Here is a 26,731-nt window from a genome sequence, read left to right as displayed (position 1 = left end):
TCCGGTTTCAGCCGATCTCAGCCGTCTTTTTGGTTGACGATCAGTTCTGCATTCTCGGGTAGTTCCGCAACAATGCTCACCTCGTCGGCGCGAATTCGTGCATGCAGTTTGAAGGTTTCGATGGCGGCTGTTTCCGCAGCAGAAGCGTCGGCACCGTCTTCCAGCACAAGCGAGAGGCGGATCATGTCGCGATCGTTCTCGCGCGTTACCACGGCCTGCGCGGCCGTTGCGCCGGGCGTACCGATGACAACTTCTTCGATCACGCGCGGATAAACGAATATCTCGCGCACTTTGACCGCTGCGCCGACCCGGCCCTGCAGTGCGGAAATCCGGCTGACGGTGCCATCCGCGTTGCTTTCCAGCGCAAAGGCGCTGTCGCCGGTACCGAACCGGATCATCGGCCAAGTTGCATCGCGCGCGGTCACAACAACCTCGCCCGGTTCCCCGTGAGCGACCTGTTCTCCACTGTCCGGATCGCAGATTTGCACCACGCGGTCGGGATGAACTCCATAGCCTTCGCCGCCATCCTCATAGGCGACAAGGCCCAGATCCGCAGTGGCATAGGCAGCCCAGGTGGAGACGCCATAGTCGGCCTCAATCCGGCGGCGCTTGGCCATCCAATCGCCCATCTCTCCGCCGAGGAAGGCCGTCTTTACCTTCCATGCGTCGCGGCCATAGGTTTCGATCACTTTGTCCGCCAGCGTCAGGAAAAACGCGGTCGAGGCGCAGATCGAGGTCACGCCGGTTTCGACGATGATCTGTGCCTGAAGCTCGGTATTGCCAACGCCTCCGGGGATAACCGTGGCGCCGGCGGACTGTGCCGCTTCGTCGAACAGCAAGCCTGCCGGCACGAGGTGGTACATCCAGGTGTTCAGGATGATATCCCCGGGCCCCACGCCGGCCGCCTTGAACAGCAGGTCCAGACCGTGGCCGCCACCGCCCGATAGGGCCGGTTCGAAAATCGGGCCGGGGGATACGTAGATCCGCCCGATATCCTTGAGATCCGATGCGAGGAACCCGCCGAAGGGTGGATTGTCACGCTGGATCTTCAGAAGCTCCTCCTTCTTCATCACTGGAAGACGCGAGAGGTCCGCCACCGATGTGACGGCTGCCGGATCAAATCCGGCAGCCGTAAATCGCGATTTCAGGCCAGGAGCCTTTTCGGCCGCAGCGGCATAGGCTTGCGCTATATCTTGGTAGATATCTTCAGACATTTCCATGCCTCCTCGTCCAATCAGGCGTTAAAGCGGGCAGTCCTTGCGGAAGTTCGGCGCGCGCTTCTCCCGATGTGACAGAACGCCTTCCCTGACGTCTTCACCCATGAAACCGAGCATCTCCAGCGCGGTCGACGCATCGAAGATCGGGCCAGCCTGGCGCAGCCAGTTGTTCAGCGAATACTTGGTCCAGCGGATTGCGCTTTGCGAGCCGTTGGCCAGCTCGACGGCCGTGTCCAAAGCGATTTGTTGCAACTCGTCATCTTCGACGCACATTGAGACAAGGCCGATGCGCTCGGCCTCTTCGCCCGAAACCGGCTTACAAGTCATCAGATAGTATTTCGCCTTGGCCATCGAAGTCAGCAGCGGCCAGATGATCGCCGCGACATCGCCAGCGGCAACACCCAGGCGCGGGTGACCATCGACAATCTTGGCCTTCTTCCCGGCAATCGAGATGTCGGCGAGGATGGCAACCACAAGACCGGCACCGGCCGCAGGTCCGTTGATCGCGGAAATGATGGGTTTGTTGCAGTTGATGATGTTGTAGACAAGGTCCTTGGCCTCTTTCCAAGTCTTCATGATCTCGTGCGAGTCGCCGATCATTTTTTCAATCAAGCTAAAATCACCGCCGGCGGAAAACGCCTTTCCCGCGCCGGTTACAATGACCGCGTTGATGTCGGGATCACGGTCGATATCGATCCACATGTCCGTCATCTGGGTATGGGTTTCCGCGTCCACGGAATTAAAGGACTCAGGGCGGTCAAAAGTGATGCGCAGGACGCGATCCGCCGGGTAGTCAAATTTCAGTTTGTCGTACTTTGCATAGCGCTCCGACATAGTTCTTTTCCTCCGTAGGGTGTGGGTATGAGTATGGGTTCAGCCAGGCAGTCCGAGGACGGCCTTGGACAGAATGTTTCGTTGGATTTCGTTCGACCCACCGTAGATCGTGGTCGGCCTGGCCTTATAAAAGCTCGCAAGGACATCGACACTTACGTTGCCGACCTGAAGTGGCCCGATGGTACCGCCGTCGGGGCCGGCAGCTTCGATCATAAGCTCGGTAATGCGCTGAAAGCACTCAGTCACCCAGATTTTGAGCATCGAGACATCCGCGCCGAGCGTTTCACCTCGCTTGAGCTGATCGGCAAAACGGGCGTATAGCGCGGCGTGATCTTCAACATCGAGTGCGGCTTGGGCAAAGCGGTCGCGGAACACCGGATCATCGAAAGCGCCACGGCCCCGGGCAAAGCTTTCCAGTTGCCCCAGTGCGTTCTGGGCCAGGCTTGGTGAGCCGATGAAGATGCGCTCGAAACTCAGAAGCGCCTTGGCCATCGTCCAGCCCTTGTTCAACTCGCCCACGAGGTTTTCACTGGGCGTACGGGCATTGTCGAAGAAGACCTCGCAAAACTCGGTCTCGCCCGACAGGGTAGTGATCGTGCGCACCTCGACTCCGGGTTGATCCATCGGAGCGAGCAGGAAACTGATGCCCTGTTGTTTCTTGGGCGCATCCGGATCAGTGCGCACCAGCATGAAGATGTGCGTGGCATCATGCGCCATCGTGGTCCAGATCTTCTGTCCGTTGATGACAAATTCGCCGCCATCAATCTCTGCGCGTGTGCGCAGGTTGGCCAGATCGGATCCGGCGCCGGGTTCCGAATAGCCCTGACACCAGATGTCTTCACAACTCAGGATACGCGGCAGCCAATAGTCTTTCTGTTCCTGGGTGCCAAACTTAATAATCAGTGGGCCGACCATCTGCACGCCCATGTCGCGGCCACGATTGACGCCCCAGCGTTGCTGCTCCTCGTAGAAAATCAGAAGCTTGGCGGCGTTCAGCCCCATGCCGCCGTATTCCGCAGGCCAGGCCGGCGCGACCCAGCCCTTGGCGTGCAGCTTGCGGTGCCAATGTTCGATCTCGGCGAACTTGGGACGATGCGGCAGGTGGCGCAGTTCCTCGGGATATTCCGCCTCGAAGAACTGGCGCACTTCTTTGCGGAAGTCCGCATCGCTCGTTGCGTTCCAGTCGGTCATTGTGCTGCCCCCTCTGCTTCGCGTGCATCGAACCAAATCCGTCTGTGATAGGCGTCGTCGCCCAACCAGGCCGACAGCACCAGCGCCCGGTTCAGGTAGAGCCCGATATCGAACTCATCGGTGTAACCGACCGCCCCGTGCAACTGGACCGCGTCGCGGGTAATCCTTTTGGCGGTCGTAACCGCACGCGCCTTGGCACGGCTGGCAAGCTGTGCCCGAACCTTCTGATCGGTTTCACGGTCCATCAGCGCCAGAACTTCGCGGACGCCCGCCTGTGCAACCTCGCACATCACGTTAAGGTCGACGGCTCGATGCTGGATGACCTGGAATGACCCGATCGGCTTGTCGAACTGCTCGCGCGTCTTGATGTAGTCGAGCGTAATCTCGAAGGCGCACTCGCTCAGGCCGACAAGCTCTGCCGCGGCTAGCGCCGTTGCATCGGCGACAGCCTCGGCAAGCGCAGCCTGAACCGCGTCGCCGCTGGCCAGTTCCGCGGCCGGTATTCCTGAAAACGAAAGCTCGCCCAGGGAACTGCCGTCGGCCTGCGCCCGCCTGGTCGTAACAAGCCCGTCCGCGTCTGCCTCCGCCAGAACCAGAACCGGACCATCATCTCCTTTGGCCACAACAAGGAAGCCGTGCGATCCGGTCGCGCCGACCACCCAAGCCTTGCTGCCGGTCAGCCGTCCGTCTGCGTATCGGCAGGTCGCATTGGCGGGCGCTCCGCCCGGGCCACGTTCCTGCCAGGCAACCGCCAGTGAAATTTCGCCGCCGATGAGCTGCGCCATCTTCGGATGTTCCGGGCAAAGGCGGCGCAGAAGGCCGAGGCTCAGACCGATCGTCAGCACGACCGGTTCCGGTGCAATCACGCGACCGGCCTCTTCTGCGATGACGCCCCCGGCGGCCAAGCCCATGCCAAGACCCCCCTGATCTTCGGGCACCGCCACGCCGAATACGCCGGCCTCGGCCAATTCCCGGACCATTTTCGGGTCGAAACCGCCGTCGGCATCACGTAGTTTTCTGGCTCTTCCACTTCCGCCCGCGCGCTCGAACAGGGTGCGCGCGCTCTCTCGCAACAGGCGAAGGTCTTCTTGTTCGCTGGAAACTGTATCAGTCTGTGTCATTTTGTTTTCGCTGAATCATCACAGGGGTGTCGGTCGAAAAAACGATCTCGCCTTTGGGGTTTTTGGCGCTGAGCGTATAGTGCAAAATACCTCTGTCGGGCTTGCTTTTGGACGGCGTGACCGAATTGACCGTCATATCAACATCAAGGGGTTCGTTCGGGCGCACTGGCCGCAGCCAGCGCAATTTGTCAAAGCCCATGCCACCGATATTGGCAACATCGACCATCATCTCGGTCATGACAGGCTTGAACACCTCCAGCATCGTCTGAAAGCCCGAGGCGATCAGGCTGCCATGTATGGTGGCCGCATAGTCTTCGTCGGTGTGCAGCCGCTGCGGATCCCATTCCTTGGCAAATGCCTTTATTGAGGCTGCGCTCATCGGGGCGCTGCGAAAGTGATAGACTTGGCCCGGCGCGAAATCCTCCAAATACCTCAAGAAGCATCCTCCTTTGCGAAACCGGAATCGTATCCGCTTGCATCCCTGGAAATCCGTACGCGGTTGAATTCTTCCAGCTTCGGATAGGTTTCCTTGAACGCCACCAGGAATTCGTCCATGGGCGCGTCGAAATAGAGCCCTCGATCGTTCACATATTCCATGTGCCGGTGGTCCTGTTCATCGAACTCGTGGAACAGCGCATCGTGATACCCGTCGAAGACCAGAGGCTTGACCCCGAATCTTTCACACAGCTCCATGTTGAATGCAGGTGTTACCTTGTAGGGCTCACCATCCAGCCACAGTTGAACGTAGCCGTGATAGATGAATAGGTCAGTCCCCATCAACTCCTGCAGCTTAGGGGTGTTCAGGTGGTTGCGCACATCGGCAAACCCAAGTGCGGCGGGGATACCCACAGCACGCAAACAGGCCGCAAGCAGGATCGCCTTGGGAACGCAAAATGCCGCTTCTGCCCCTGCGATCCGGCTGGCACGGTAAGAATCTTCATCCAGCGCAAAACAATATGGGTCGTAACGAATGTCGTCGCGAACCGCTTCAAACAGACGGATCGCCTTGTCCCGCTTGGTTGCATCCAGCGAAAGATCGCGCAAAGCCGCTGTCGCAAACCCCTGCACTTCGAGGCTGTCGCTTTCGACATAGTGCGACGGCATGACAAAGCGCTCGGCTTCTGCAGGCAGGTGGTCATCGGACTCGGCCATTAGATCTCTCCATTTTTCTAACAATTGTTAGAATAGTGATTCACCACCAGCACGTCAACGGGATTTAATCTGTGTCCGGCGCGTCCAGCCCGTAACGCGCATTGTCTTCTCCCAAGGCGGCCGCAACTCCGACCGAGTTGGCCGGAGACCGGAACTCCGGCGCAATTGGTAGCGGCAATGCGGGCGCATTCTGGCCGGATATGCTCAGGGTTCGCCCAAAAACGTCACGCGCTTTGAAATGCGGGTCACGCGACGCCTCGGCGTGCGTTTTTACGACCGAACAGCAACAATCTGCCGCCGCCAGCAAAGGCTCCCAATGGGTCGAGGGCTGTTTCCCCAGACGACGCGCAACTTCCGCAGCACAGGAATCAGGCTCGGACCAGTCATCGCGAAGCGCCGACGGCAAACCGATGACATCGCAGAACGACTGCCAGAACTTTTCTTCCAACGCGCCAACGGCGATCTGACGCCCGTCCGCAGCCGTATAAAGCCGATACCGGGCCAGGCCGCCCGTCAGGCGGCGGCTGCCGCTTTCGATGTTTTGCCCGGCGATCACAACTTCGGCATGGGCCCAATAGGCAAAGGCGAACGCCCCCTCGGACATGGCGATATCCAGATGCGTCCCCTGCCCGCTTGCCTGCCGCGCGATCAGGGCCAGCAGGATATTCATCACCGCCGGATAGGTTCCGCCTCCGATATCGGCGACCAGCCCGAACGGCATTGTCGGTTGGTCATCGGGTCCGCGACTCAGCGATAGGATACCCGCATCGCCGATGTAGTTAAGGTCGTGGCCAGCGGCGCTGGCCTTTGGTCCGGTCTGGCCATAGCCGGTGATCGAACAATAGATCAGACCGGGATTGATCTCGCGCACAGCCTCATATCCCAGCCCGAGCCGGTCCATCACGCCGGGACGGAACTGCTCTACCAGAACAGCGGCCTTTTCAAGTAAAGGCCGCAGAGCATCTACCGCGCCCTTTGACTTGAGGTCGATGGCCACCGACCGCTTGCCTTGGTTCAACACAGCAAAGCCGATGCTCTCCCCGTCGATCATGGGTTCCGTGTGGCGTGCGTCCTCACCGACCCCGGGCCGTTCGAACTTGATAACCTCTGCCCCGGCCTCGGCAAGCATGAGCGTCGCCATCGGACCGGGAAGAAGGGTGCTGAAATCCAACACCAGAATATCCTTGAGCGGTTGAGTCATCTTCTGCTCCTCACGCGAAGCGCGCGGCGCCATTGTTCAGAACAACGACGTCGCGTGCCGGGACCGACGCGCGAAACCGGGCCTCGCCGTCCTCTTCCCAAATTTCGAACCGCACGGTTTCGCCGGGATAGACCGGTGCCGAGAACCGAACATCCAGACCGACAAGCCGGGCGGCGTCGTAATCCAGCACCGACTTGAGGATCGCTCGGGCGGCCAGACCATAGGTCGCCAGACCGTGCAGGATCGGGCGGTCGAACCCGACAGAACGGGCGACCTCCGGGTCAGCGTGAAGCGGATTGAAATCGCCGCTGAGGCGATAAATGAGCGCTTGGCGCGGCAGGGTTTCGATTTCACAGACGTGATCGGGCGCGCGGTCAGGCAGCGCTGCCGGTGCCGGGCCCGCCTTATTTTCACCGTCAAAGCCGCCATCGCCGCGACAGAAGGCCGACATCGCCACGCGCGCCAGCTTTTCACCGCTGTCCGCGTCGATGATATCGCGGCTTTGGTAGATGACGGCTCCCTTGCCCTCGCCCTTGTCGGAGATGAAGTCGATCTTGCTGCGGCCGACAATCCGGCCATGGGTCGGCAGCGGCTTGTAGATATCCAGCCACTGTTCACCATGTAACACTTGCTGCCAGTTCACACCGGTCTTGGGATCGCGCAGCCAGAAGCCGGGGTACCCCATAGTGACCGCCATCGATGGAACCGTCTTCAGCCCGTCCTCATAGACGTAGGCCAGTTCCTTTTTGTCGGTCGGATCCTCGCCGAACCCTAGGCCGAGCGCATACAGGATGGTATCCCGCTCGGTCAGCGTCTGTTCGATTTCCTCAAAGTCCCAGTTCGACAGTGCCTCGAAATCCAATGGCATTATCTTTCCTCCCTTAATTGCCGTCAGAGCGTGTTTTGCGATCCAAGTATTGCCGTGACCTGACTGGACAGCACACCGCCGTTGCCATGCGCCAGCGCCAGGTCGATATCCTTCAACTGAATGCCCGGCGCGTCGCCACGGATCTGACGCGCAGCCTCGATCACGGTGAAGATTCCGTACATCCCGGGGTGCACGCAGGACAGGCCCCCGCCATTCGTGTTAACAGGCAAGATGCCGCCAGGCGCGATGCGCCCGCCTTCGACGAAGGCCCCGCCCTCGCCCTTGGCGCAGAACCCCAGATCTTCAAGAAACAGGATGGTATTGATGGTGAAGGCATCATAAAGCTCGACCGCCTGGATGTCCGCAGCGGTCACTCCGGCCGCAGCAAAGGCGCGCGCGCCCGAGTCGCGGGCAGCGGTCACGGTGAAATCTTTCATCTGCGAAATCTGCCGGTGCGAGCTTTCCGCAGCACTGCCCAGCACATAGACAGGCGCCTTTGGGAAATCCCGGGCGCGGTCCGCGCGGACCATTACGATCGCGCCGCCGCCGTCGGTGACAAGACAACAATCGCGCACGGTCAACGGATCGCCCACCATGCGCGCGCCCAACACGTCCTCGCGGGTCAGCGGGCCGCGCTCGAACGCTTCGGGATTGTGGTGCGCCCAGGCCCGCGCGGCAACGGCCACGTCGGCCAGTTGTTCGCGGGTGGTGCCGTATTCATGCATGTGCCGCGCCGCGGCCATCGCATATGCCGAGATCGGATAGCGCGGATTGTACGGCGCCTCATAGGCCGGCGGGCGCGAGGCGGTCACCAGTCTGCCCGACGCGGTGCGCTGGTTGGAGCCATAAACAATCAGGGCGACATCACACAGGCCGGCATCAAGCGCCATGGTCGCTGACGTCAGATAATTCACGAAGGATGATCCACCCGACATCGTGCCATCAATGAAACGCGGCTGAATGCCCAGATACTCAGCCGCCATAAGCGCCGGCATGCTGTCTTCCATCATGGTGCAGAACAGCCCATCGACGTCGAACAGATTCAGCCCGGCATCGCCAAGCGCTGCAAGTGCGGACTGCGCCATGACATCATATGCCGTCAGACCATGGGCCTCTCCAAAACCGGCATGACCGGTTCCCACGATGGCGGATTTTCCCCGAAGTTCAGCGGTCATATCTTATCCCTCCGATGGCTTGAAAAGCACGGCCGGAGCGCCCTCGGCCTCGCTCACGAAAGCGGTTACAGCCATGTCGATGGCGACCTCACCTGGAGCAATGCCCTCGACCCGGCTCATCATCCGAACGCCCTCGTCCAGCTCGACAACGCACACATTGTAGTCACCTCCCCGTTCGGGCTTTCGGCGCACGACGGTTGTGGTGTGGACCCGTCCCTTGCCGGTGGCCTGCTTCCATGAAATCGCGGCGCCATGACAATGGGGACACAGGACGCGCGGGAAAAAATGATAGGCCTCGCAGTCTTCGCACTTTGGCAGCAGGATCTCTCCCTTTGTCAGTGCGCCCTGGAAAATCTGGTCTGGTCCTTTGGCGTCCGGCACCGGCGTTCTCCTTCAAGTAATCAATTCTCTGGTTAAGCGTATTGATAATAAATCTAACAAATGTTAGATTTAGTCAACCTCTTTGGAACATTTTCGGGAAACTCATGTCAGGTTCAGATTTAGCCCCCCTTTCTGGCAAACTCATAGTTGCGCTGGAACAGGCAGTCGCCGCGCCTTTTTGCTCCTCGCGACTGGCCGATGCCGGCGCGCGCGTGATCAAGATCGAACGCAAGGGCACAGGCGATTTCGCCCGCGCCTACGATACCGCCGCCAATGGTGAAAGCGCCTATTTCACATGGCTGAACCGAGGGAAAGAATCGGTCGCCCTGGATATTAAAGCCGGCGAGGACCGGGAAATCCTGCTCAGGATGCTGGAAAACGCGGATGTGTTTATTCAAAACCTGCTGCCGGGCGCGCTGGTCAAGCTTGGGCTCGATTCCGCCACGCTGCGAGAGAGGTTCCCGCGTCTCGTGACCTGCGACATCACCGGATACGGTGAGGACGGTCCGATGCGCAATGCCAAGGCCTATGATCTTCTGGTGCAATGCGAAAGCGGTCTGGCATCGGTGACCGGCACGGCGGACGGACCGGGGCGGGTTGGCGTTTCCGTCTGCGATATTGCCACCGGTATGACAGCCCATGCCGGAATTTGCGAAGCACTTGTCGGGCGTGATCGCACCGGCAAGGGCAGCGGTGTTTCGGTGGCAATGTTTGACGTGATGGCCGACTGGATGTCGGTTCCGCTGCTATATCACGATTACCTTGGCAAGCCGACACCCCGTGTCGGACTGAACCACACGGTCATCTGCCCGTACGGGGCCTATGCGTGCAAGGACGGTCAGCTTGTCGTCATTACCGTGCAGCACAGCGGCGAATGGCAACGGTTCTGTGAACACATACTGGGCGACGCGCCTCTGGCAACCGACCCCCGGTTTCACGACAACACGGCGCGAATTGAAAACAAGCCCGCGCTCGAAGCGCTCATCAAGGCCGTGTTCTCCTCTCATGACCGCGCCGAGATGCTGAAGCGGCTTGACGCTGCGGGCATTGCCTCCGGGGCCGTGAACGACGTGGCGACCCTGTCCGATCACCCTCAGCTTGACCGGTCCGTGATTGGCACACCCTCCGGCGAGATCAAGGTCCCGACACCCCCGATCCGGCGCAGCGTCGGCGAAACGACACTGGGCCCCTGCCCGGCCTTCGATGCGGAAGGCAAAGCCCTTCGCGCCGAGTTCTACCCTCGTTCAAAAAAAGGTTGGGCAACTAAATGACCGCTGAGAAAAAACCCGCGATCCTTCAAGGCGTGAAGATCGTGGATCTGACTTCGGTCGTTTTCGGACCTTTGGCGACGCAAATGCTGGGCGATCTGGGGGCCGATGTGATCAAGGTGGAAGGCCCAGAGGGCGATCTTCTTCGCCAGGTCCAGCCATCACGCAACAAACTGATGGGCGCCGCTTTTCTGGGTACCAACCGTAACAAGCGCAGTGTCGTACTCGATCTGAAGACGCAGACCGGTCGGGATCGATTGCGCAAGCTGCTTATCGATGCCGACGTGATGATTTCAAGCATACGGCCTGCGGCGCTAGCCAGATTGTCTCTCGATCCCGAAACCCTACGCCAGGAAAATCCGAACCTGATCACGGTATCTGCCACTGGATTCGGGCAGGACGGACCCTATGCCGCCCGACCCGCGTTCGACGATGCCGTCCAGTCGGTTTCCGGGTTAGCTAGCCTGGCAACATTGCGCGATCCCGAAGCGCCGCCCGCATATGCCCCTACGATTCTAGCCGACAAGCTTGGCGGCGTGACGGCCGCCTATGCCGTGATGGGAGCCCTGTTCCACCGCGAGCGTACGGGAGAAGCCCAGCATGTCGAGGTGCCGATGTTTGAGACGCTGGCCGCCTTCCTGCTGGCCGAACATCTGGATGGTGCCACCTTCGAAGAGACCCCGCAGGATTTCGGCTATGCCCGGATGCTGGTTCCGCATAGGCGTCCGGTTAAGACGGCAGATGGATATATCACAATTCTGCCCTACACCAACGTACAATGGGCGCGGTTCTTCAAGGCGGTCGGGCGCGATGACATGATCGACCACGTCTGGGTCACTGACATGGACACCCGTAGCCGCAACATCGGCGCTGTATACGATATGGTGGCGCAGATTGCCCTAACTCGGACAACAGATGACTGGCTTGCCCTGATGGAGAATGCCGACATACCCGCCATGCCGGTGCGCAACCTGTCGGATTTGCCGAACGATCCCCATCTTGCCGCGACCGGGTTCTTTCAACAGATTGATCACCCAACCGAAGGTGCGATCTGGACGACACGCCCGCCGATACGATTCTCGGCAACGCCGGCGCGGCATGATCACCGCCCTGCCCCTCGACTGGGGGAGCACAGCGAAGATATCCTCGGGCCGGGAGAAGAATAACCCCCCCCGGCACCGAACGGATCAAACATCCATCGAACGTGCGATCAGTTCCTTCATGATCTCGTTGGTGCCGCCATAGATCATCTGGACCCGGCTGTCGGCATAAAGGCGCGCGATCGGGTATTCCATCATGAAACCATAACCGCCGTGCAGTTGCAGGCATTCATGCATGACCTCGTTTTGCGTCTGGCTGCCCCACCATTTCGCCATCGAGGCCGTGGCCGCATCAAGTTCGCCCTTTTCGAGGCGCACGAGCCCGTCATTGACGAAGGTGCGCAGCAATTCGGCCTTGGTCTTGCATTCCGCCAATTTGAAGCGTGTGTTCTGGAAATCCATGATGCGGTTACCAAATGCCTTGCGGTCCTGTACATATTTCACAGTTTCATCGATGGCAAAGTCAATGAAGCCTAGCGCGGTAACGCCAATCATCAGCCGTTCCCAAGGGAGCTGCTTCATCAACTGGTAGAAACCTTGCCCTTCTTCCGGGCCAAGCAGGTTCGCCGTAGGCACGCGCACATCCTCGAAGAACAACTCAGCCGTATCCGATCCCTTCATGCCCAACTTCTTCAGGTTCCGTCCCCTACGAAAGCCTTCGGCGTCCTCGGTTTCCAGAACGATCAGCGAAACGCCCTTGGCGCCAGCGTTACGGTCGGTCTTTGCCACGACGACAACCAGATCGGCTGTATGTCCGTTGGTGATGAAGATCTTCGAGCCGTTGATCTTGTAATGGTTGCCATCCTTTTCCGCATGGGTCTGGACGTTCTGGAGGTCAGAGCCCGTTCCTGGCTCGGTCATCGCGATCGCCGCGACACTGTCGCCGCTGACCAGCTTCGGCAACCACTTTTTCTTCTGTTCTTCGCTGCCATAGGCGTTGATATAATGGATTACGATGGACTGGATGCCATAGCCCCAACCCGTGTCACCGGTGCGCCCTTGCTCGTAAACGGTAATCGCATCGAACCCGATGCCGCCACCGAACCCGCTATATTCTTCGGCAATCGAGCCACCCATGACACCCTGTTGACCGACTGTTTTCCAGAAGTCGCGGTCAACAATGCCCTGCTCCGCCCATTTTTCGATGTTTGGAGCCATTTCGGCATCAAAAAGCTTGCGTGTGCTATCCGCGAACATCTTGTGTTCATCTGCGGCCCAGGCCGAACTATTCGTAATCAGAGACATTTTGGAATCCATTCCTAAGGTTGGTATTGCCAAAAATCTAACATCTGTTATTTTTTCGGCAATGGCCCAGTCTCAAGGCAAACGCCGCGTTATTTTGCTCGAGACGGCTTTCCTGAACTGGCGCGGTATCACCTTCCTACTCCCAGGCAAGTTCCACCAAGGCACCGAACGCGCAGGTCAGGGTAACGGGCTGACACTGGGCAGTACACGGCCTGCGTGACGCAAAAAATGAAGAACCGGAGTGAAAATGAAAGATATCGTAGTATTGGATGGTGTGCGAACAGCCATCGGAACCTTTGGCGGCTCTCTTTCGGGCACGTCTCCGATCGAACTGGGTAGCATAGTGGCGAAAGAGGCGCTTGCGCGTTCAGGTGTCGAAGGCAAGCAGGTTGGAAACGTTGTTTTTGGCCATGTTATTAACACAGAGCCGCGCGACATGTATCTTAGCCGCGCGGCGTCTATTGCCGCTGGCGTGCCAGAAAAGGCGCCCGCAATGAACGTCAATCGGCTCTGCGGTTCTGGGCTACAGGCTATTGTGTCAGCGGCGCAGTCGCTGATGCTGGGTGATGCAACAATGGCTCTTGCCGGTGGCAGCGAAAGCATGAGCCGCTCGCCCTATATCGTGCCAGCCATTCGCTGGGGGCAGAAAATGGGTGACATGGGTGCAACTGACATGATGCTCGGCGCGTTGAACTGTCCGTTTGGCACCGGGCATATGGGCGTAACAGCGGAAAACGTCGCCGCCGAATACGACATCACGCGCGAAGCTCAGGATGCGTTTGCCCTTCAAAGCCAGGAGCGCGCTCTGAACGCGCTCAAAGAGGGGTATTTCAAATCCCAGATCGTTCCCGTCGAGGTCAAGGTCAAACGCAACACTGCTTCTTTTGACACCGATGAACACCCCAAGGCGAGCACAGTTGAAATGCTCGGCAAACTGCGTCCGGCCTTCCAGAAGGATGGCACCGTGACGGCGGGGAATGCTTCGGGTCTCAATGATGGGGCCGCCGCAGTTGTGTTGGCCACGGCAGATGCTGCATCAGATGCAGGGTTGAAACCGCGCGCACGCCTGCTTGGATATCATGTTGCAGGAGTACGCCCGGACATCATGGGAATCGGGCCAATTCCGGCTGTCGAAGGACTTTTGAAACGTACAGGCCTGACAATTTCTGATTTCGACGTCATCGAGTCAAACGAAGCCTTCGCGGCTCAGGCTTTGGCCGTGAGTAAAACTCTTGGTCTGGATGGCAACAAGGTGAACCCCAACGGCGGCGCAATTGCTCTTGGACATCCTATCGGGGCGTCGGGGGCCATAATCTTTGTCAAGGCGCTCTACGAGCTGGAGCGTACCGGCGCAAAACGCGCGCTGATTACCATGTGTATCGGTGGTGGGCAGGGGATTGCCCTAGCCATAGAAGCCATGTGAATTAGAGTCTATGGACATCTCAAAAAAGCGGTTCCCTTTCAATTAGGAACAAGATGAGTATACAAAAGAAGGCCCGCCGGATGGCGGGCCTTCTCGCATTTGATGTGACGCGATTTACAGCGCGTCAGTCAGGGCCGGGACGGCCTCGAACAGGTCGGCGACCAGGCCGAAGTCAGCAACCTGGAAGATCGGTGCTTCTTCGTCCTTGTTGATCGCGACGATGATCTTCGAGTCCTTCATGCCAGCCAGGTGTTGGATGGCGCCCGAGATGCCAACGGCGACATACAGTTCGGGGGCAACAACCTTGCCGGTCTGACCCACCTGCCAGTCGTTGGGAGCATAGCCCGAGTCGACAGCAGCGCGCGAGGCCCCAACGGCGGCGCCCAATTTGTCGGCCAGCTTCTCGATCAGGGCAAAGTCCTCTTCGGAGCCAACGCCACGACCACCGGACACAACCACGCCAGCCGAGGTCAGCTCGGGGCGGTCGCTTGCGGCAACCTTGTCTTCGACCCAGGACGACAGGCCTGGATCGGCAGCGGCCGACACGGTTTCGACGGCGGCCGAGCCACCTTCGCCAGCGGCATCAAAGGTCGAGGTGCGGAAGGTGATGACCTTGGTCGTATCCAAAGATTTGACGGTTTGCACGGCGTTGCCGGCATAGATAGGGCGTTCGAACGTGTCTGCATCGACAACGCCAGAGGCGTCCGAAATCACCATCACGTCCAGCAGCGCGGCGACGCGCGGCATGACGTTTTTCGCGTCGGTCGTGGCGGGTGCCACGATGTGCGAATAGTCACCGGCCAGCGACACGATCAGCGCGGCGGTGGGTTCCGCCATGCGGTGACCCAGCGACGCATCTTCAGCGACCAACACCTTGGCGACACCGTCGATCTTGGCGGCGGCTTCGCCAGCTGCGGCGGCGGAAGCACCCGCGGCCAGAACGGTCACGTCGCCCATTGCCCGGGCGGCGGTGACGGCTTTGGCGGTGGCGTCCAGCGCCAGTTCACCATTGTTGACTTCGGCGAGTAGAAGAACAGCCATTACACAGCCCCCGCTTCTTTTAGTTTCGAAACCAGCTCGTCAACCGAGCCGACGATGATGCCGGCGGCACGTGTTGCCGGCTCGGTCGTTTTGACCACTTCAAGACGCGGCGAAGTGTCGACGCCGTAATCGGCGGCGGTTTTTTCGTCCAGCGGCTTCTTCTTGGCCTTCATGATGTTGGGCAGCGAAGCGTAACGCGGCTCGTTCAAGCGCAGGTCCACTGTGACGACTGCAGGCAAGTTGACCTTGATAGTCTGCAAACCGCCGTCGACCTCGCGGGTCACCACGGCCTTGTCGCCGTCGATGTCCAGTTCCGAGGCGAAGGTGCCTTGCGACCAGCCCAACAGCGCCGACAGCATCTGGCCGGTGGCGTTCATGTCGTTGTCGATGGCCTGCTTGCCGGCTAGGACCAGACCGGGGTCCTCTTCCTCGATGACTTTCGCCAGGATCTTGGCGACGGCCAGCGGCTCGATGTCGGTGTGGACGTCATCGGCGGCGTTAACCAGAATGGCACGGTCGGCGCCCATGGCCAAAGCGGTGCGCAGGGTCTCTTGCGCTTGCTTCACACCGATGCTGACAACGACGATTTCGTCTGCCTTGCCGGCTTCTTTCAGGCGGATGGCCTCTTCGACGGCGATCTCGTCAAAGGGGTTCACCGACATTTTCACGTTGGCAAGATCGACACCGCTTCCGTCCGCTTTGACGCGCACTTTCACGTTGTAGTCGATCACGCGTTTGACAGGCACAAGCACCTTCATCTACGGTCTCCTTGGGTTGTTAGATATGGTTTCTACCGACCTATCGGTCGTTGAATTCGGGTTTTCTTTTCTCGGAGAACGCTTTCATGGCCTCTGGAAAATCATGCGCACACAGCAAAACGCTTTGGGCATCGCGCTCGATGTCCAGCGCCTCCAGATAGCTGCACTCTGCTGCGGCGCGCATCAGGCGCTTGGCGGTCTGAATGCCGAACATCGGGTGTGGGGCGATCTCGTGGGCAATTTCCAGAGCGCGTTGCTCGACCTGGTCGGCGGGTACGCATTCTTCGACAACGCGCAGTTCCCTGGCGGTGCGCCCGTCTATTTCACGACCTGTGAGAACAAGCATCCGCGCCACGCCCGCACCGGCACGCTGCTGAAGCAGCCAGCTCGAGCCGGTGTCGGGACAGCCGCCGACGCGCGCAAAAACTTCGCACAACCGGGCATCTTCGGCGGCTACGACGATATCCGCAGACAGCGCCAGGCTGAGACCCGCACCAAATGCCACCCCGCATACAGCAGAAATCAGAGGCTTGCGAAACAGATAGGCCGCGCGTCCGCCATCGTGAACCCGGTCGACCATTTCCGATGTCGCCCTTGCGCCTTTCGCGATTTCAGCCTGAAATCCAACGAGATCGCCGCCGCTGCTGAAATGATCGCCACCGGTCATGACAACGGCACGGATCGTATCGTCCCGTTCGGCTTCGCGCAGGAGTGTCACTAATTCCTCGACGAATGCAATGCTGTAAGGGTTGCGTTTAGTTGGCTGAAGAAAACGCAATATTCCGACATGGCCATCCCTGTCCAGACGAATAAGTTCAGTCATTCCAGTCTCCATCAGGTTCCAGTCCAGACCGGTGCGCGTTTTTCAGCAAAAGCCTTGGGGCCTTCAATCGCGTCGTTGCTGGCGTACACGACCTCGTGCAGGCGCTTACCTTCTTTCAGACCACCCGCGCAGCCCAGGTCCATGGTTGCGCGAACGCCGCCTTTGGCGGCGATCACCGAAAGCGGGGCCCCGCTGGCTATGCGTTTGGCAAGGTCAAATGCCCGTGCGCGAACGGCATCGGGGGTGTCCTCGATATAGTTGGTGAACCCGTATTCGTGCAGACGCTCGATCGGCATCAAATCGCCGGTCAGAACGATTTCCATAAGGATGGGCTGCGGCAGCATGGACAGCGCCGGCGACGCCCAAGGCGATCCACGACCGATCTTTACCTCGGTAATGCCAACCTTGGTCCCCTTGAGACCGACCCGCAGATCGCAATTCAGCGTCAGCATCATGCCGCCCGCCATCAGCGACCCCGTCATCGCCGCGATGATCGGCTTCTTGCAGGCGCGCATGGTCTCGTGAAATGGATCGCGCATCTTTGACAGGATATCGACGCCTTCGTCGCGCGCGATTTGCGTGGCTTCCTTGAGGTCCAGCCCGGCGCTGAAAACACCGCAATCGGCCGTGGTCAGTATGGCCACACGAACGCTGTCGTCCGCCTCGATCTTTTCCCAGGCATCCGTCAGCCCGTTCGTCGCGGCCACGGAAAGCGCGTTCTTGCGTTCGGGCCGATTGATACAGACGGTCGCAATGCCGTCTTCGATTTTTACATCAATTGGGCTCATGATACCTGCTCCGTTTTAACTGGTGACATTCTAGTGCGAAGCTTCCCCGCGACATGTTTGCCGCGGGGAAGTTCCTGCTTATTCGACAGAGAACGACTTGGAACTGTGCTTGATGACTTCCCACACAACGTCGAGATAGTCGGCGCTCCAGTCGGTCAGCGGAACCCAGGTTTCGCCATTCCACTGTTCGACCCGGGTCTTGCCGCCGCCGCCGTGGTCTTCACCGGTTACGGTCACCGGGGCCATGACGCCGTCGCCATCGAAGTTCTCGATCGATTCATAGGCAGCCTTCATGCTTTCTGGCGTGAGCGGCCAACCGTTTTCGGCAATCGCGATACGTGCGGCTTCAAAACCGGCCGAGTAAATCGCCATGCCCGTGTTGTAGTACACGTCGCGAACAAGGCTCTCGGGACCGCTGCCCTTGCCATTGGCATAGTAGGTGTCCAGCATCGTCTTGACGATCGGAACTTCCTGGCCACCGGCCACGTTGGTCCCGCGCAGGATGCCCTTCGCCTCTTCCTCGCCGATGTTGGCGATATCGACTTCGTTCAACCAGTTAACCGACAGATAGCGGTCGATCGGGAAGCGGTTGCGGCGCATTTCCTTGGAGGCGACCACGTGTCCGCCCGCCAGAAGCCAGCTGATCACGTAATCTGGCTTATCACGGCGGATATTGCTCCATGCGCCGGCTTGATCCGACCCGGGGAGCGGCACAGGATAAAGCTCCAGCTCAAACCCTTCCTTTTCAGAAAGTGTTTTCAGGATCTCGATCGGTTCCTGACCGAAGGGATAGTCCAGATAGATGAACCCGATCTTTGCTTTGCTCAGATCACCGCCCATCTGGCCTTTGATGAAGGCGACATCGTTGGCGGCCTGCTGCCAATAAGTCGGACCAACCGGGAACACCCAGTCGAACACTTCACCGTCAACCGCGTCGCCGCGGCCAACGAAGGACTGCATCAGAACGTTTCCGTCCTTCATGGCCCGCGGCAGGACCGCGTTCGTGACGGGCGTGGAAAGAAAGTTGAAAAGGAAAACACCGTCACGCTTGAGCTGCTCATAGCATTCCACGCCACGTTGCGGTTCGTTGCCATGGTCGCGAATGATGATTTCAACCGGATGGCCTTCGATTCCACCGTTTTCGTTGGTGTACATCGCCAGGTCCTGGGCTGCCTGGGCCACCTGCGGTGAAATGAACGTGTACGATTTACTAAGGTCGAAGCAAAGTCCGAAGGGGATCGGCTCCTTGTCCTGTGCCGCAGCCACCGTCGCGCTTGTTGCCAATGCGGCAGTAAGGGCCACCGCCTTGATGTGCTGTTTGATTTTCATATTCTCTCTCCCGTTGGTTGATTTTAGGGCGGCTAAACTGTTTTGTGAGCGCCGCCGCCCTGTACAGCGCCACCCTTCCTACTATCAGCCTGTCACTGCTCGTATTTTGCGGAACTTTCCTTAACCACATCCCACACGACATCGCCGTATTCAGAAATCCATTCGGTTTGCGGCACCCAAGCCTCCCCGTCCCACATTTCGATGCGCGTCTGGCCACCGCCGCCATGGTCTTCGGCCGTTACCGTAATGGGGGCCATCAACCCGTTGGCGTCATAACCCTTCAACGACTCGAGTCCGGCCTTGTAGGATGTCGGAGTGATTGGCAGCCCTTCGAGTTCGACCGCGTTGCGCGCGGCTTCGAACATGATCGAATACATGGCCAGCCCCGTATTATAGAAAACGTCCTGCGTCTTCTCAATCGGGCCCGAGCCCTGTCCGTTGTCATAAAGCTCGGTCATGATCTCCTTGAACAGGGCGACATCCTGACCGCCCACGACATTGGTACCGCGCTTGATGCCTTTGGCCGCATCAGTGCCGATATTGGCAACATCGACCTCATTCAGCCAGTTGACCGAAATATATTTTTCCATCGGGATGCGATTGCGCTGCATCTCTTTCGATGCGACCACATGGGCACCGCCCAGCATCCAGACGATCACGTGATCGGGCTTGTCGCGGCGCACCTTGGACCATACTCCGGCCTGGTCGCTGCCGGGCAGCGGAACGGGGTAAAGCTCAAGTTCGAAACCCTCTTTCTCGGACAGGGTCTCGAGAATCTCGATTGGCTCCTGCCCGAAGGGGTAATCGAAGTAAACAAACCCCACCTTCACGTCCGACAGATCGCCGTCATGCAATTGCTTGATATAGGCAACGTCATTGGCGGCCTGCCCCCAATAGGTAGGCCCGATCGGATAGACCCAGTCGAAAACCGTGCCATCCACGGCATCGCCGCGGCCGACAAGTGACTGCATCAGGATACGTCCATCTTCCATGGCCCGCGGAAGGATAGCCAGAGACACCGGGGTGGACAGTGTATCGAAGACGAACACACCCTCGCGGCTAAGCTTGGAGTAGCACTCGATCCCGCGCTGCGGTTCGTTCCCGTGATCGCGCACGATAACCTCGACCGGTTCTCCTCCGATGCCGCCCTTCATATTGACCAGTTTGGCGAGATCCTGTGCCGCCTGGGCAACCTGCGGCGTGGCAAAGGTATAGGCTTTGCTGAGGTCGTAGCAGACGCCAATCTTGAATGGCTCAGCCAGCGCCTGGGTGCCGAACATCGCTCCGCCAACCATTGAAAACACGGCCAACGCTTTGGTAAGTCCCTTCATTTGATCCTCCCTGAACAATTTCTGAATAGTACCTCAGCTCAGCCAACGTTTGCGTCGGCTGTAGTGCTTGACGTTGTGAAAATCGGTTTCTTCTCCGCCACCCAGATAAAATTCCTGAATGTCGGAGTTGGATTTGAGCGCCTCGGCCGTGCCGTGCATGACAACGCGGCCGTTCTCAATCAGATACCCTTGCGAAACAATCTCCAGAGCGGCCAGCGCGTTCTGCTCCACCAGCAGGACGGATACGCCCTCCTCCTGATTGATCTTTTGCAGGATGCCGAAGATTTCCTCGACCAGGAACGGGGCAAGGCCGAGACTTGGTTCGTCGAGCATCAACAGTTTCGGCTGCGTCACCAGCGCCCTGCCGATGGCCAGCATCTGTTGCTCGCCACCAGACAAATAGCCTGCTTGCGAATTGCGGCGTTCGGCAAGTCGTGGGAAATAGTCGTAAATCTTTTCTTTTTCCGCATTCAGCGCCGATCGGGACATTCCGCGCGGCGCAGCAGCGGTCAGGTTCTCGTCGGGGGTCAGGTGTTCAAAGACCCGCCGCCCTTCGATGACGTGACAGATACCCATCCCGACGCGGTTTTGCGCGAGCACTTCGGTTATGTCTGTTCCCTGGAAGGTTATTTCACCTCGGCTGATGCGTCCGCGCTCTGCCTTCAGAAGACCGCTGATCGCTTTCAACGAGGTGCTTTTGCCCGCGCCGTTCGAGCCCAAGAGCGCGATCATCTCGCCTTTTGGCACCTTGACCGAAACACCTTTGATCGCCAGCATTACATTGTCGTACAGCACCTCGACACTGTTCATGGACAGAATGTGCTCGGCTTCAACTTTTTCTTGCATTGGCATTTCCCTTATTTCTTGAACTGATCGAAGGGCCAGACCATCAGATAGTCTCTGATGTTGCCGTAGAGTTTTCCCAAACCGAGCGGTTCGATCAGAAGGATAATGACGATCAGTGCGCCATAGACCGCATTCGGGATGTGAGCGAGCGTTTCAACATTGATCTGCATACCAAGCCCCTCGCTCACCGTGACGACGAGACCGTTCACCAAACCGGGGACAAGAAGGATCAGAGCAACACCGAAATAGGATCCGATTACGCTGCCGAGGCCGCCAACGATCACCATCGCAAGAACCTGGATAGATACGGTGACCGAAAACTGCTCCGGCGCGGCAAGAAAGAAGAAGGTGGCGACAAGCAAAGCACCACTGACGCCCGCGATGAAAGACGAAGTCGCGAAGGCTAGGATCTTGTAATAGAAACTGTTCACACCCAGGATCGCGGCAGCAAAGTCTTTTTCGCGTACCGCGACCAAGGCACGACCAAGCCCAGTGCGTTTGAGATTCAGCATGAAGATCGTCACCAACACACACCATCCGAAGGCGACATAGTAAAAACCGGTATCAGAGGTAATATCCTGCCCAAGAAACGCCAAAGTTGGTGACTGGAGCGATGCGTGCGAGCCCCCTGAAATCGCCGGCGAGTGGGTCAGAACCCAGTCCATCACGAATTGCATCGCAAGAGTCGTGAGTGCGAGATAGAGACCCTTGACCCGCAATGCGGCAAAGGCGAACAGGCTGCCGATCACAGATGACGTCAACCCGCCAATGATCAGGGCGAATTCCCATGGCACGCCGAAACGCGCCGCGTGGATCGCCGAATACGCCCCGACGGCCATGACCGCAGCATAGCCCAAGTGAAGTTGGCCAGCCCAACCTGTCACCAGGTTAAGTCCAAGGGCGGCGGCCGTCCAGATCAGCCACGGAAGCATGTAACTGTTCAGGTAGAGCGACGGTATGATGAATGGCGCGGCAAGTCCAATCAGGAAGATGAATACAGCCAGGTTCCGGTCAGCAGGTACCTTGAAGATACGACTGTCGGATACATAGTTGGCGTGATGGACACCGGAAAGTCTATAAAACATCCCTTAGACCCTTTCAATGTCGTGACGACCGAACAGTCCATGCGGACGGATCATGACCGTAAGAATGAGCACGGCGGCGACGATAAGCTCACGGCTTCCGCCTCCGACAAGCGGATCCAGAAAATCGGCACCAACGTTTTCGACGACGCCCAGAATTATGCCCGCGATCACTGCGCCGAGGATACTGTCGAGGCCACCAAGAACGGCCACCGTCAGGCCCTTCAGAAGCAACAGCGACAGCGCCTGATCTACACCCTGAACCTCGCCCCAGATGACGCCTGCGGCGACGGCAACAACTGATGCCAGTGCCCAGGACAACCCTACGCCGCGCTCAACCGAAATGCCGACCGACCACGAAGCCATGTAATCATCCGCGATCGCCCGCAACTTGATCCCGGTCCGGGTTCGGAAGAACAGCATGAAGGCGACAAAGAGTGCGAGCGCAACACCGGCACCGACAAGATGGATGCGGCTGATGAAGATGTCGCCCAAGAACAGCGGTTCATAGCTGACCCCCAAGTCAACCGAACGGGATGTCCCCCCCCAGATTGCAAGTGTTGTTCCCCGCAGGAAGATGTCCAAGCCAAGTGTCAGCATCAAGATCATGACGACCGGGCGGCCCGCGAGACGGCGCAGGGCAACACGTTCGATGCCAAATCCCAGGCCGAACATGATCACCGCAGCAAGAGGAATGGCCAGCCACAGCGGCAGACCCGCGTCATGCGAAAGGGCAAGAACCACATAGGCCCCGACCATTGTCAGCCCACCCTGCGCCAGATTGGGCACCGAAGATGCTTTGTAAATCAGCACGAGGCCGATAGCGAAGAGCGAATACAAGAGACCCGTCAAGGCTCCATTGATCGCAAGCTCAGATAGAAAGACCCAATCCATTTATACCTCCCTGATGGGAAGGCTTCTTTCGACCTTCCCTACTTCCCCTGTCTCGTAAGTCACCTGCGCGCTTACGTGGACATCTTTTGAACCGTCGTAGAGCGCCGCGATCACGTCGACATAGCGTTCCTGTACGACCTTGCGTCGCAGTTTTCGGGTCCGCGTGATCTCACCATCGTCCGGGTCGAATTCCTTCGGCAGGCTGACAAAGCGTTTAAGACGCAACGGCTCTGTGACGGCCTTATTTACCCGTTCGAATGCCCCGTGCAGCAGCGCCGCGACCTCGTCGCGTTGCGACAAATCGGAATAGGACACATAAGGCACCCCGTTCACTTCGGCCCAGTGTCCCACTGCCTCGAAATCCACGCAGACCATGGCAGTCAATTCATCCAGGCCGGCACCGATAACAGCCGCATCCTTGATATACGGGCTGAATTTCAGCCGGTTCTCAATGTAGTTTGGCACATAGCGCTCACCTCCGGCTGTATGCATGACCTCGGAGACACGGCCCAGAACAACCAGGTGTCCGTCATCCTCCAGATACCCGGCATCGCCGGTATGCAGCCACCCGCCCTCAAGCGCTTCAGCAGTCGCTTCGGGTTTGTTGAAGTACCCTTCAAACACGCTGTCCGAACGCACCAGGATCTCTCCGTCTTCGGCGATTTTCACCTCGACGCCAGGTGCGGGTTTGCCAACGGTATGGAGGCGCACCTCGCCCGGAGCCTGAATCGCATTGATCGCGCTATTTTCGGTCTGGCCGTAGAGTTGGCGCAATTTGATTCCCAGGGCTCGGTAGAAAACAAAAGTGTCTTCGCCGATCGCTTCCCCGCCGGTGAACGCGTTCTTGAGACGGCTCATCCCGAACTGGTCCTTGATCGGGCCGAAAACAATCGCCTCGCCCAGAAATCGGCCCAAAGGCTCCAGTGCACCGCCGCTTTTGCCATTCAGCTTGCGTGTCTCGGCGGCAATCGCCCGGTCCATGAAAAAATGGTACAGCCATTTTTTGACCGGGGTCGAGTTTTCGATACCCACCTGGATTGTCGTTAGCATCTGGTCCCAGCTTCTCGGCGCCGCCAGATAGAATGTCGGAGCGATTTCGCGCATGTCGCGCACGACGGTTTCCTGACGCTCAGGCACGTTCACGGTGAACCGACAGAGCAGCGCCGCCGCGACGGTAATGGCGAAGTCGCCCACCCAAGCCATCGGAAGATAGGCGAGGATTTCCTCGTTTTCGTCGAATGCACCCGCTGCCTGCCCGTTCCTGGCCGCAGCAATAACGTTCTTTTGACTCAGAACGATACCTTTCGGCTTGCCCGTGGTCCCTGAAGAATGCATGAAGATGGCCGGATCGCCGGGCTTTGCCCGACCAAAGAGATCTTCGCGCAAGCCCGGGGTTTCATTAAGATCGTGCTGACCGACTTCGATCAGGTGATCCCAGGACATCAGCCCTTCAACCTCATAGAATCCGAGGCCTCGCGCTTCATCATAAATGATGTGGTCGATACCCTCGGCGCCCGCGTCCTTCAGTTCCAGGATCTTGTCTACCTGCTCCTGATCTTCGGCGATGGCCGCGACGATTTCGACTTCGCCAAGAAAGTGCCGAAGTTCTTCGATTGTCGCGCCCGGATAGGCAGGCATTGTATAGGCGCCCAGCAACGAAACAGCCAGCATGCCGCCGTACAACCGTGCACGGTTATCGCCCAGAATAAGTACTGCCTTGCCCGGCTTTACGCCGATTTTTTCAAGTCCGGCCGCGCAGGCAAGCACCTCTTCGGCGTATTCCGCCCAAGTGGTTTCTTTCCAGATCCCGCGTTCCTTTTCGCGAAGCGCGATATCCTTTCCGTGGCGCGACGCGTTTTGCGCCAGCAGTGCACCAATCGTATCGCCGCCCGAAGACTGTTTTTGCGTCAAATCAGTCATGCGACCCTCCGATATATGCCTCGATGACCCGCGGGTCTTTTACAACGTCCTTCGGGATGCCGCTGGCGATCATTTCGCCATAATTAAGCGCCAGCATCCGATCACAGATGCCGGTGATGACATCCATATGATGCTCGATCAGCAGAACGCTGACGCCGCGTTCGGCACGGGCATCCAGAATGAAGCGGGACATATACCCCTTCTCTTCCTGATTCATGCCTGCCATCGGCTCATCGAGTATCAACATTTGCGGCTCGGCCACCAATGCCCGCGCAAGTTCGACCCGTTTTTTCAGCCCGATCGGAAGACCATCGACCAACTCATGTCGGATGCTTTCAAGCTGTAGAAACTCGATCACCTCCTCGACGATCTTACGGTTCTCGATCTCTTCATGCCGCGCCGCCCACCAATAAAGCGCCGTGCGTAAGACGCCCGGTTTCATGTGGATGTGCCGCCCGAGCAGGATGTTGTCCAGAACGCTCATCCCGTTGAAAAGGGCAAGATTCTGGAACGTCCGCGCAACCCCGAGCTTGGCAACCTTATGAGGCGCTGTGCCCGTGATGTCTTTTCCCGCCAGCCGGACAGTGCCTACGTTTGGCGGATAAAACCCGGTAATTGCGTTCGTTAGCGTTGTCTTGCCGCTACCATTCGGTCCGACAAGCCCAAAGATTTCACCTTGCCGAATGACGAGATCAACTCCGGTGACAGCAACGATGCCGCCAAACCGTCGTTCGACCCCGTTGCACTTCAGAAGCGCCCCGCCATCGGTACCAACTGCTATTTTATTCTTCGTTGTCATCTGGATCTTATTGTCCCCATTAAGGTTCATGGCTTTCATCAGGAAATCAGGAAATGGTCCGGTCGACCCGTTGGCCATGGGTCCCCCCACAATTGCTGCCCACCGTCGATGTTCAGAACTTCACCGGTAACAAACTTTCCTGAGTTGGCCGCCATATAGACAACACCTTCAGCGACATCCCATTCGTCCCCGGCGTGCCGCATCGGATTGGAATCCTGGAAAGTTGCGGCACCCTCTGGAGGGTAGTTCCCGAAACCGTTGCTTTCGCAGCAACCCGGTGCCACGCAGTTCACGCGGATATCATGCGGCGCCCACTCCACCGCCACCGATTTGGACAGGTAAATCACCCCCGCCCGAGCTGCACAGGTATGAGCGATGCCAGGCATCCCGCGCCAGATATCCGCCACGATATTTACGATGGAACCCGGTTGCTTGTTCTCAACCCAGTGGCGCGTCGTGGATTGCATCATCCACCAGGTTCCGTTGAGGTTGGTGTCAATGACGGCGGTCCAGCCTTTCGGGGAAAAATCCAGCGCAGCCTGTGGAAACTGCCCCCCCGCATTGTTCACCAGAACGTCTATGGAGCCGAATTCCTGATTCGTCTTAGCGACAAAATCCTCGACCTGTTCAGGGTCACGGATGGTCATGGGCACGGCGAAAACTCTGCCCCCAAAACTCTCGAGGTACTCTTTGGCGGAGGCCAGCTTTTCCTCGTTGCGTCCATTGATCGCCAGATTGGCGCCCAGCCTGGCGAACAGAGCCGCAATCGCCAGCCCCAAACCTCCGCCTGCGCCGGTTACAACGACGGTTTTGCCCGCGAACAAATCATGTGCGTAAACGGTTGTGCGTTTTGACAGGTCTTCTCGCGAAGACCCGAACTGCGTCTCACTCATGACGCCTCCTCCCTTTTCCCCTATTGCGGGGCTTTGTCTGATAATCTAACG

26 protein-coding genes are annotated in these 26,731 nt (G+C 58.5%); 3 read left to right on the top strand and 23 right to left on the bottom strand.

Annotated elements, in window-relative coordinates; genetic code table 11:
- Nucleotides 1–17: 17 nt before the first annotated feature.
- From C0U40_RS18320 to C0U40_RS18275, 10 genes are all read right to left on the bottom strand, one after another.
- Nucleotides 18–1,214, bottom strand: coding sequence for a phenylacetate--CoA ligase family protein (locus C0U40_RS18320; protein WP_286135106.1), 1,197 nt, complete (start codon nt 1,212–1,214; stop codon nt 18–20).
- Between the two features lie 27 nt (nt 1,215–1,241).
- The gene (locus tag C0U40_RS18315; protein ID WP_027238738.1) at nt 1,242–2,051 is read right to left on the bottom strand and encodes an enoyl-CoA hydratase/isomerase family protein; all 810 of its coding nucleotides are present in this window, start codon (nt 2,049–2,051) and stop codon (nt 1,242–1,244) included.
- A 39-nt stretch (nt 2,052–2,090) separates the two neighbouring features.
- Nucleotides 2,091–3,242, bottom strand: coding sequence for an acyl-CoA dehydrogenase family protein (locus C0U40_RS18310; RefSeq protein ID WP_101657240.1), 1,152 nt, complete (start codon nt 3,240–3,242; stop codon nt 2,091–2,093).
- Nucleotides 3,239–4,363 (bottom strand): acyl-CoA dehydrogenase family protein, encoded by a 1,125-nt coding sequence (locus C0U40_RS18305; protein ID WP_027238736.1) that lies wholly within the window; start codon nt 4,361–4,363, stop codon nt 3,239–3,241. Before C0U40_RS18305 ends, C0U40_RS18310 begins: the two co-directional genes overlap by 4 nt.
- Complete coding sequence (locus C0U40_RS18300; RefSeq protein ID WP_101657239.1) at nt 4,350–4,799, bottom strand: MaoC family dehydratase; 450 nt, start codon at nt 4,797–4,799, stop codon at nt 4,350–4,352. The genes C0U40_RS18305 and C0U40_RS18300 overlap by 14 nt, the downstream gene beginning before the upstream one ends.
- A complete protein-coding gene (locus tag C0U40_RS18295) occupies nt 4,796–5,515 on the bottom strand; it encodes a transglutaminase-like domain-containing protein (protein WP_027238734.1) in 720 nt (239 codons plus the stop codon). The genes C0U40_RS18300 and C0U40_RS18295 overlap by 4 nt, the downstream gene beginning before the upstream one ends.
- A gap of 64 nt (nt 5,516–5,579) precedes the next feature.
- The gene (locus C0U40_RS18290) at nt 5,580–6,716 is read right to left on the bottom strand and encodes a CaiB/BaiF CoA transferase family protein (RefSeq protein WP_101657238.1); all 1,137 of its coding nucleotides are present in this window, start codon (nt 6,714–6,716) and stop codon (nt 5,580–5,582) included.
- A 10-nt stretch (nt 6,717–6,726) separates the two neighbouring features.
- Complete coding sequence (locus C0U40_RS18285; RefSeq protein ID WP_180957747.1) at nt 6,727–7,584, bottom strand: MaoC/PaaZ C-terminal domain-containing protein; 858 nt, start codon at nt 7,582–7,584, stop codon at nt 6,727–6,729.
- A gap of 23 nt (nt 7,585–7,607) precedes the next feature.
- A complete protein-coding gene (locus C0U40_RS18280) occupies nt 7,608–8,759 on the bottom strand; it encodes a thiolase (protein ID WP_101657237.1) in 1,152 nt (383 codons plus the stop codon).
- A 3-nt stretch (nt 8,760–8,762) separates the two neighbouring features.
- Entirely contained in the window at nt 8,763–9,140 is a 378-nt protein-coding gene (locus tag C0U40_RS18275) for a Zn-ribbon domain-containing OB-fold protein (protein ID WP_027238730.1), read from the bottom strand.
- Nucleotides 9,141–9,244: 104 nt separating this feature from the next.
- Between C0U40_RS18275 and C0U40_RS18270 the strand changes: the two genes are divergently transcribed.
- The gene (locus C0U40_RS18270) at nt 9,245–10,411 is read left to right on the top strand and encodes a CaiB/BaiF CoA transferase family protein (protein ID WP_027238729.1); all 1,167 of its coding nucleotides are present in this window, start codon (nt 9,245–9,247) and stop codon (nt 10,409–10,411) included.
- Entirely contained in the window at nt 10,408–11,574 is a 1,167-nt protein-coding gene (locus tag C0U40_RS18265) for a CaiB/BaiF CoA transferase family protein (RefSeq protein ID WP_101657236.1), read from the top strand. Before C0U40_RS18270 ends, C0U40_RS18265 begins: the two co-directional genes overlap by 4 nt.
- Nucleotides 11,575–11,595: 21 nt before the next feature.
- Here C0U40_RS18265 and C0U40_RS18260 read toward each other — a convergent pair whose 3' ends face one another.
- A complete protein-coding gene (locus C0U40_RS18260; protein WP_101657235.1) occupies nt 11,596–12,753 on the bottom strand; it encodes an acyl-CoA dehydrogenase family protein in 1,158 nt (385 codons plus the stop codon).
- A 247-nt stretch (nt 12,754–13,000) separates the two neighbouring features.
- Here C0U40_RS18260 and C0U40_RS18250 point away from each other — a divergent pair, with 247 nt between their 5' ends.
- Nucleotides 13,001–14,176 carry an acetyl-CoA C-acyltransferase family protein gene (locus C0U40_RS18250; RefSeq protein ID WP_101657233.1) on the top strand — a complete coding sequence of 392 codons (1,176 nt, stop codon included), beginning with the start codon at nt 13,001–13,003 and terminating at the stop codon, nt 14,174–14,176.
- A 114-nt stretch (nt 14,177–14,290) separates the two neighbouring features.
- Here C0U40_RS18250 and C0U40_RS18245 read toward each other — a convergent pair whose 3' ends face one another.
- From C0U40_RS18245 to C0U40_RS18190, 12 genes are all read right to left on the bottom strand, one after another.
- On the bottom strand, nt 14,291–15,217 hold the full coding sequence (locus C0U40_RS18245) for an electron transfer flavoprotein subunit alpha/FixB family protein (RefSeq protein WP_101657232.1): 927 nt from the start codon (nt 15,215–15,217) through the stop codon (nt 14,291–14,293).
- On the bottom strand, nt 15,217–15,975 hold the full coding sequence (locus C0U40_RS18240; RefSeq protein ID WP_101657231.1) for an electron transfer flavoprotein subunit beta/FixA family protein: 759 nt from the start codon (nt 15,973–15,975) through the stop codon (nt 15,217–15,219). The genes C0U40_RS18245 and C0U40_RS18240 overlap by 1 nt, the downstream gene beginning before the upstream one ends.
- Nucleotides 15,976–16,015: 40 nt before the next feature.
- Nucleotides 16,016–16,798 (bottom strand): enoyl-CoA hydratase/isomerase family protein, encoded by a 783-nt coding sequence (locus C0U40_RS18235; protein WP_101657266.1) that lies wholly within the window; start codon nt 16,796–16,798, stop codon nt 16,016–16,018.
- Between the two features lie 11 nt (nt 16,799–16,809).
- Entirely contained in the window at nt 16,810–17,586 is a 777-nt protein-coding gene (locus tag C0U40_RS18230) for an enoyl-CoA hydratase/isomerase family protein (protein ID WP_101657230.1), read from the bottom strand.
- Nucleotides 17,587–17,664: 78 nt separating this feature from the next.
- The gene (locus C0U40_RS18225; RefSeq protein WP_101657229.1) at nt 17,665–18,915 is read right to left on the bottom strand and encodes an ABC transporter substrate-binding protein; all 1,251 of its coding nucleotides are present in this window, start codon (nt 18,913–18,915) and stop codon (nt 17,665–17,667) included.
- 92 nt (nt 18,916–19,007) lie between these two features.
- On the bottom strand, nt 19,008–20,246 hold the full coding sequence (locus tag C0U40_RS18220; protein ID WP_353616052.1) for an ABC transporter substrate-binding protein: 1,239 nt from the start codon (nt 20,244–20,246) through the stop codon (nt 19,008–19,010).
- A gap of 33 nt (nt 20,247–20,279) precedes the next feature.
- Nucleotides 20,280–21,092, bottom strand: a complete 813-nt coding sequence (locus C0U40_RS18215; protein WP_101657228.1) for an ABC transporter ATP-binding protein — start codon at nt 21,090–21,092, stop codon at nt 20,280–20,282.
- A gap of 11 nt (nt 21,093–21,103) precedes the next feature.
- Entirely contained in the window at nt 21,104–22,177 is a 1,074-nt protein-coding gene (locus C0U40_RS18210) for a branched-chain amino acid ABC transporter permease (RefSeq protein ID WP_027238718.1), read from the bottom strand.
- A 3-nt stretch (nt 22,178–22,180) separates the two neighbouring features.
- Nucleotides 22,181–23,068 carry a branched-chain amino acid ABC transporter permease gene (locus C0U40_RS18205; RefSeq protein WP_101657227.1) on the bottom strand — a complete coding sequence of 296 codons (888 nt, stop codon included), beginning with the start codon at nt 23,066–23,068 and terminating at the stop codon, nt 22,181–22,183.
- Nucleotides 23,069–24,988, bottom strand: a complete 1,920-nt coding sequence (locus tag C0U40_RS18200) for an AMP-dependent synthetase/ligase (RefSeq protein ID WP_101657226.1) — start codon at nt 24,986–24,988, stop codon at nt 23,069–23,071. It lies immediately after the preceding gene.
- The gene (locus C0U40_RS18195; RefSeq protein WP_101657264.1) at nt 24,981–25,787 is read right to left on the bottom strand and encodes an ABC transporter ATP-binding protein; all 807 of its coding nucleotides are present in this window, start codon (nt 25,785–25,787) and stop codon (nt 24,981–24,983) included. Before C0U40_RS18195 ends, C0U40_RS18200 begins: the two co-directional genes overlap by 8 nt.
- 38 nt (nt 25,788–25,825) lie before the next feature.
- Nucleotides 25,826–26,680 (bottom strand): SDR family oxidoreductase, encoded by an 855-nt coding sequence (locus C0U40_RS18190; RefSeq protein ID WP_027238714.1) that lies wholly within the window; start codon nt 26,678–26,680, stop codon nt 25,826–25,828.
- Between the last annotated feature and the right edge of the window lie 51 nt (nt 26,681–26,731).

The sequence above is a fragment of the Neptunicoccus cionae genome, from assembly GCF_002860325.1.
GTDB classification, from domain to species: Bacteria; Pseudomonadota; Alphaproteobacteria; order Rhodobacterales; family Rhodobacteraceae; genus Amylibacter; species Amylibacter lutimaris.
This window is presented reverse-complemented; position numbering and strand designations above follow the sequence as displayed.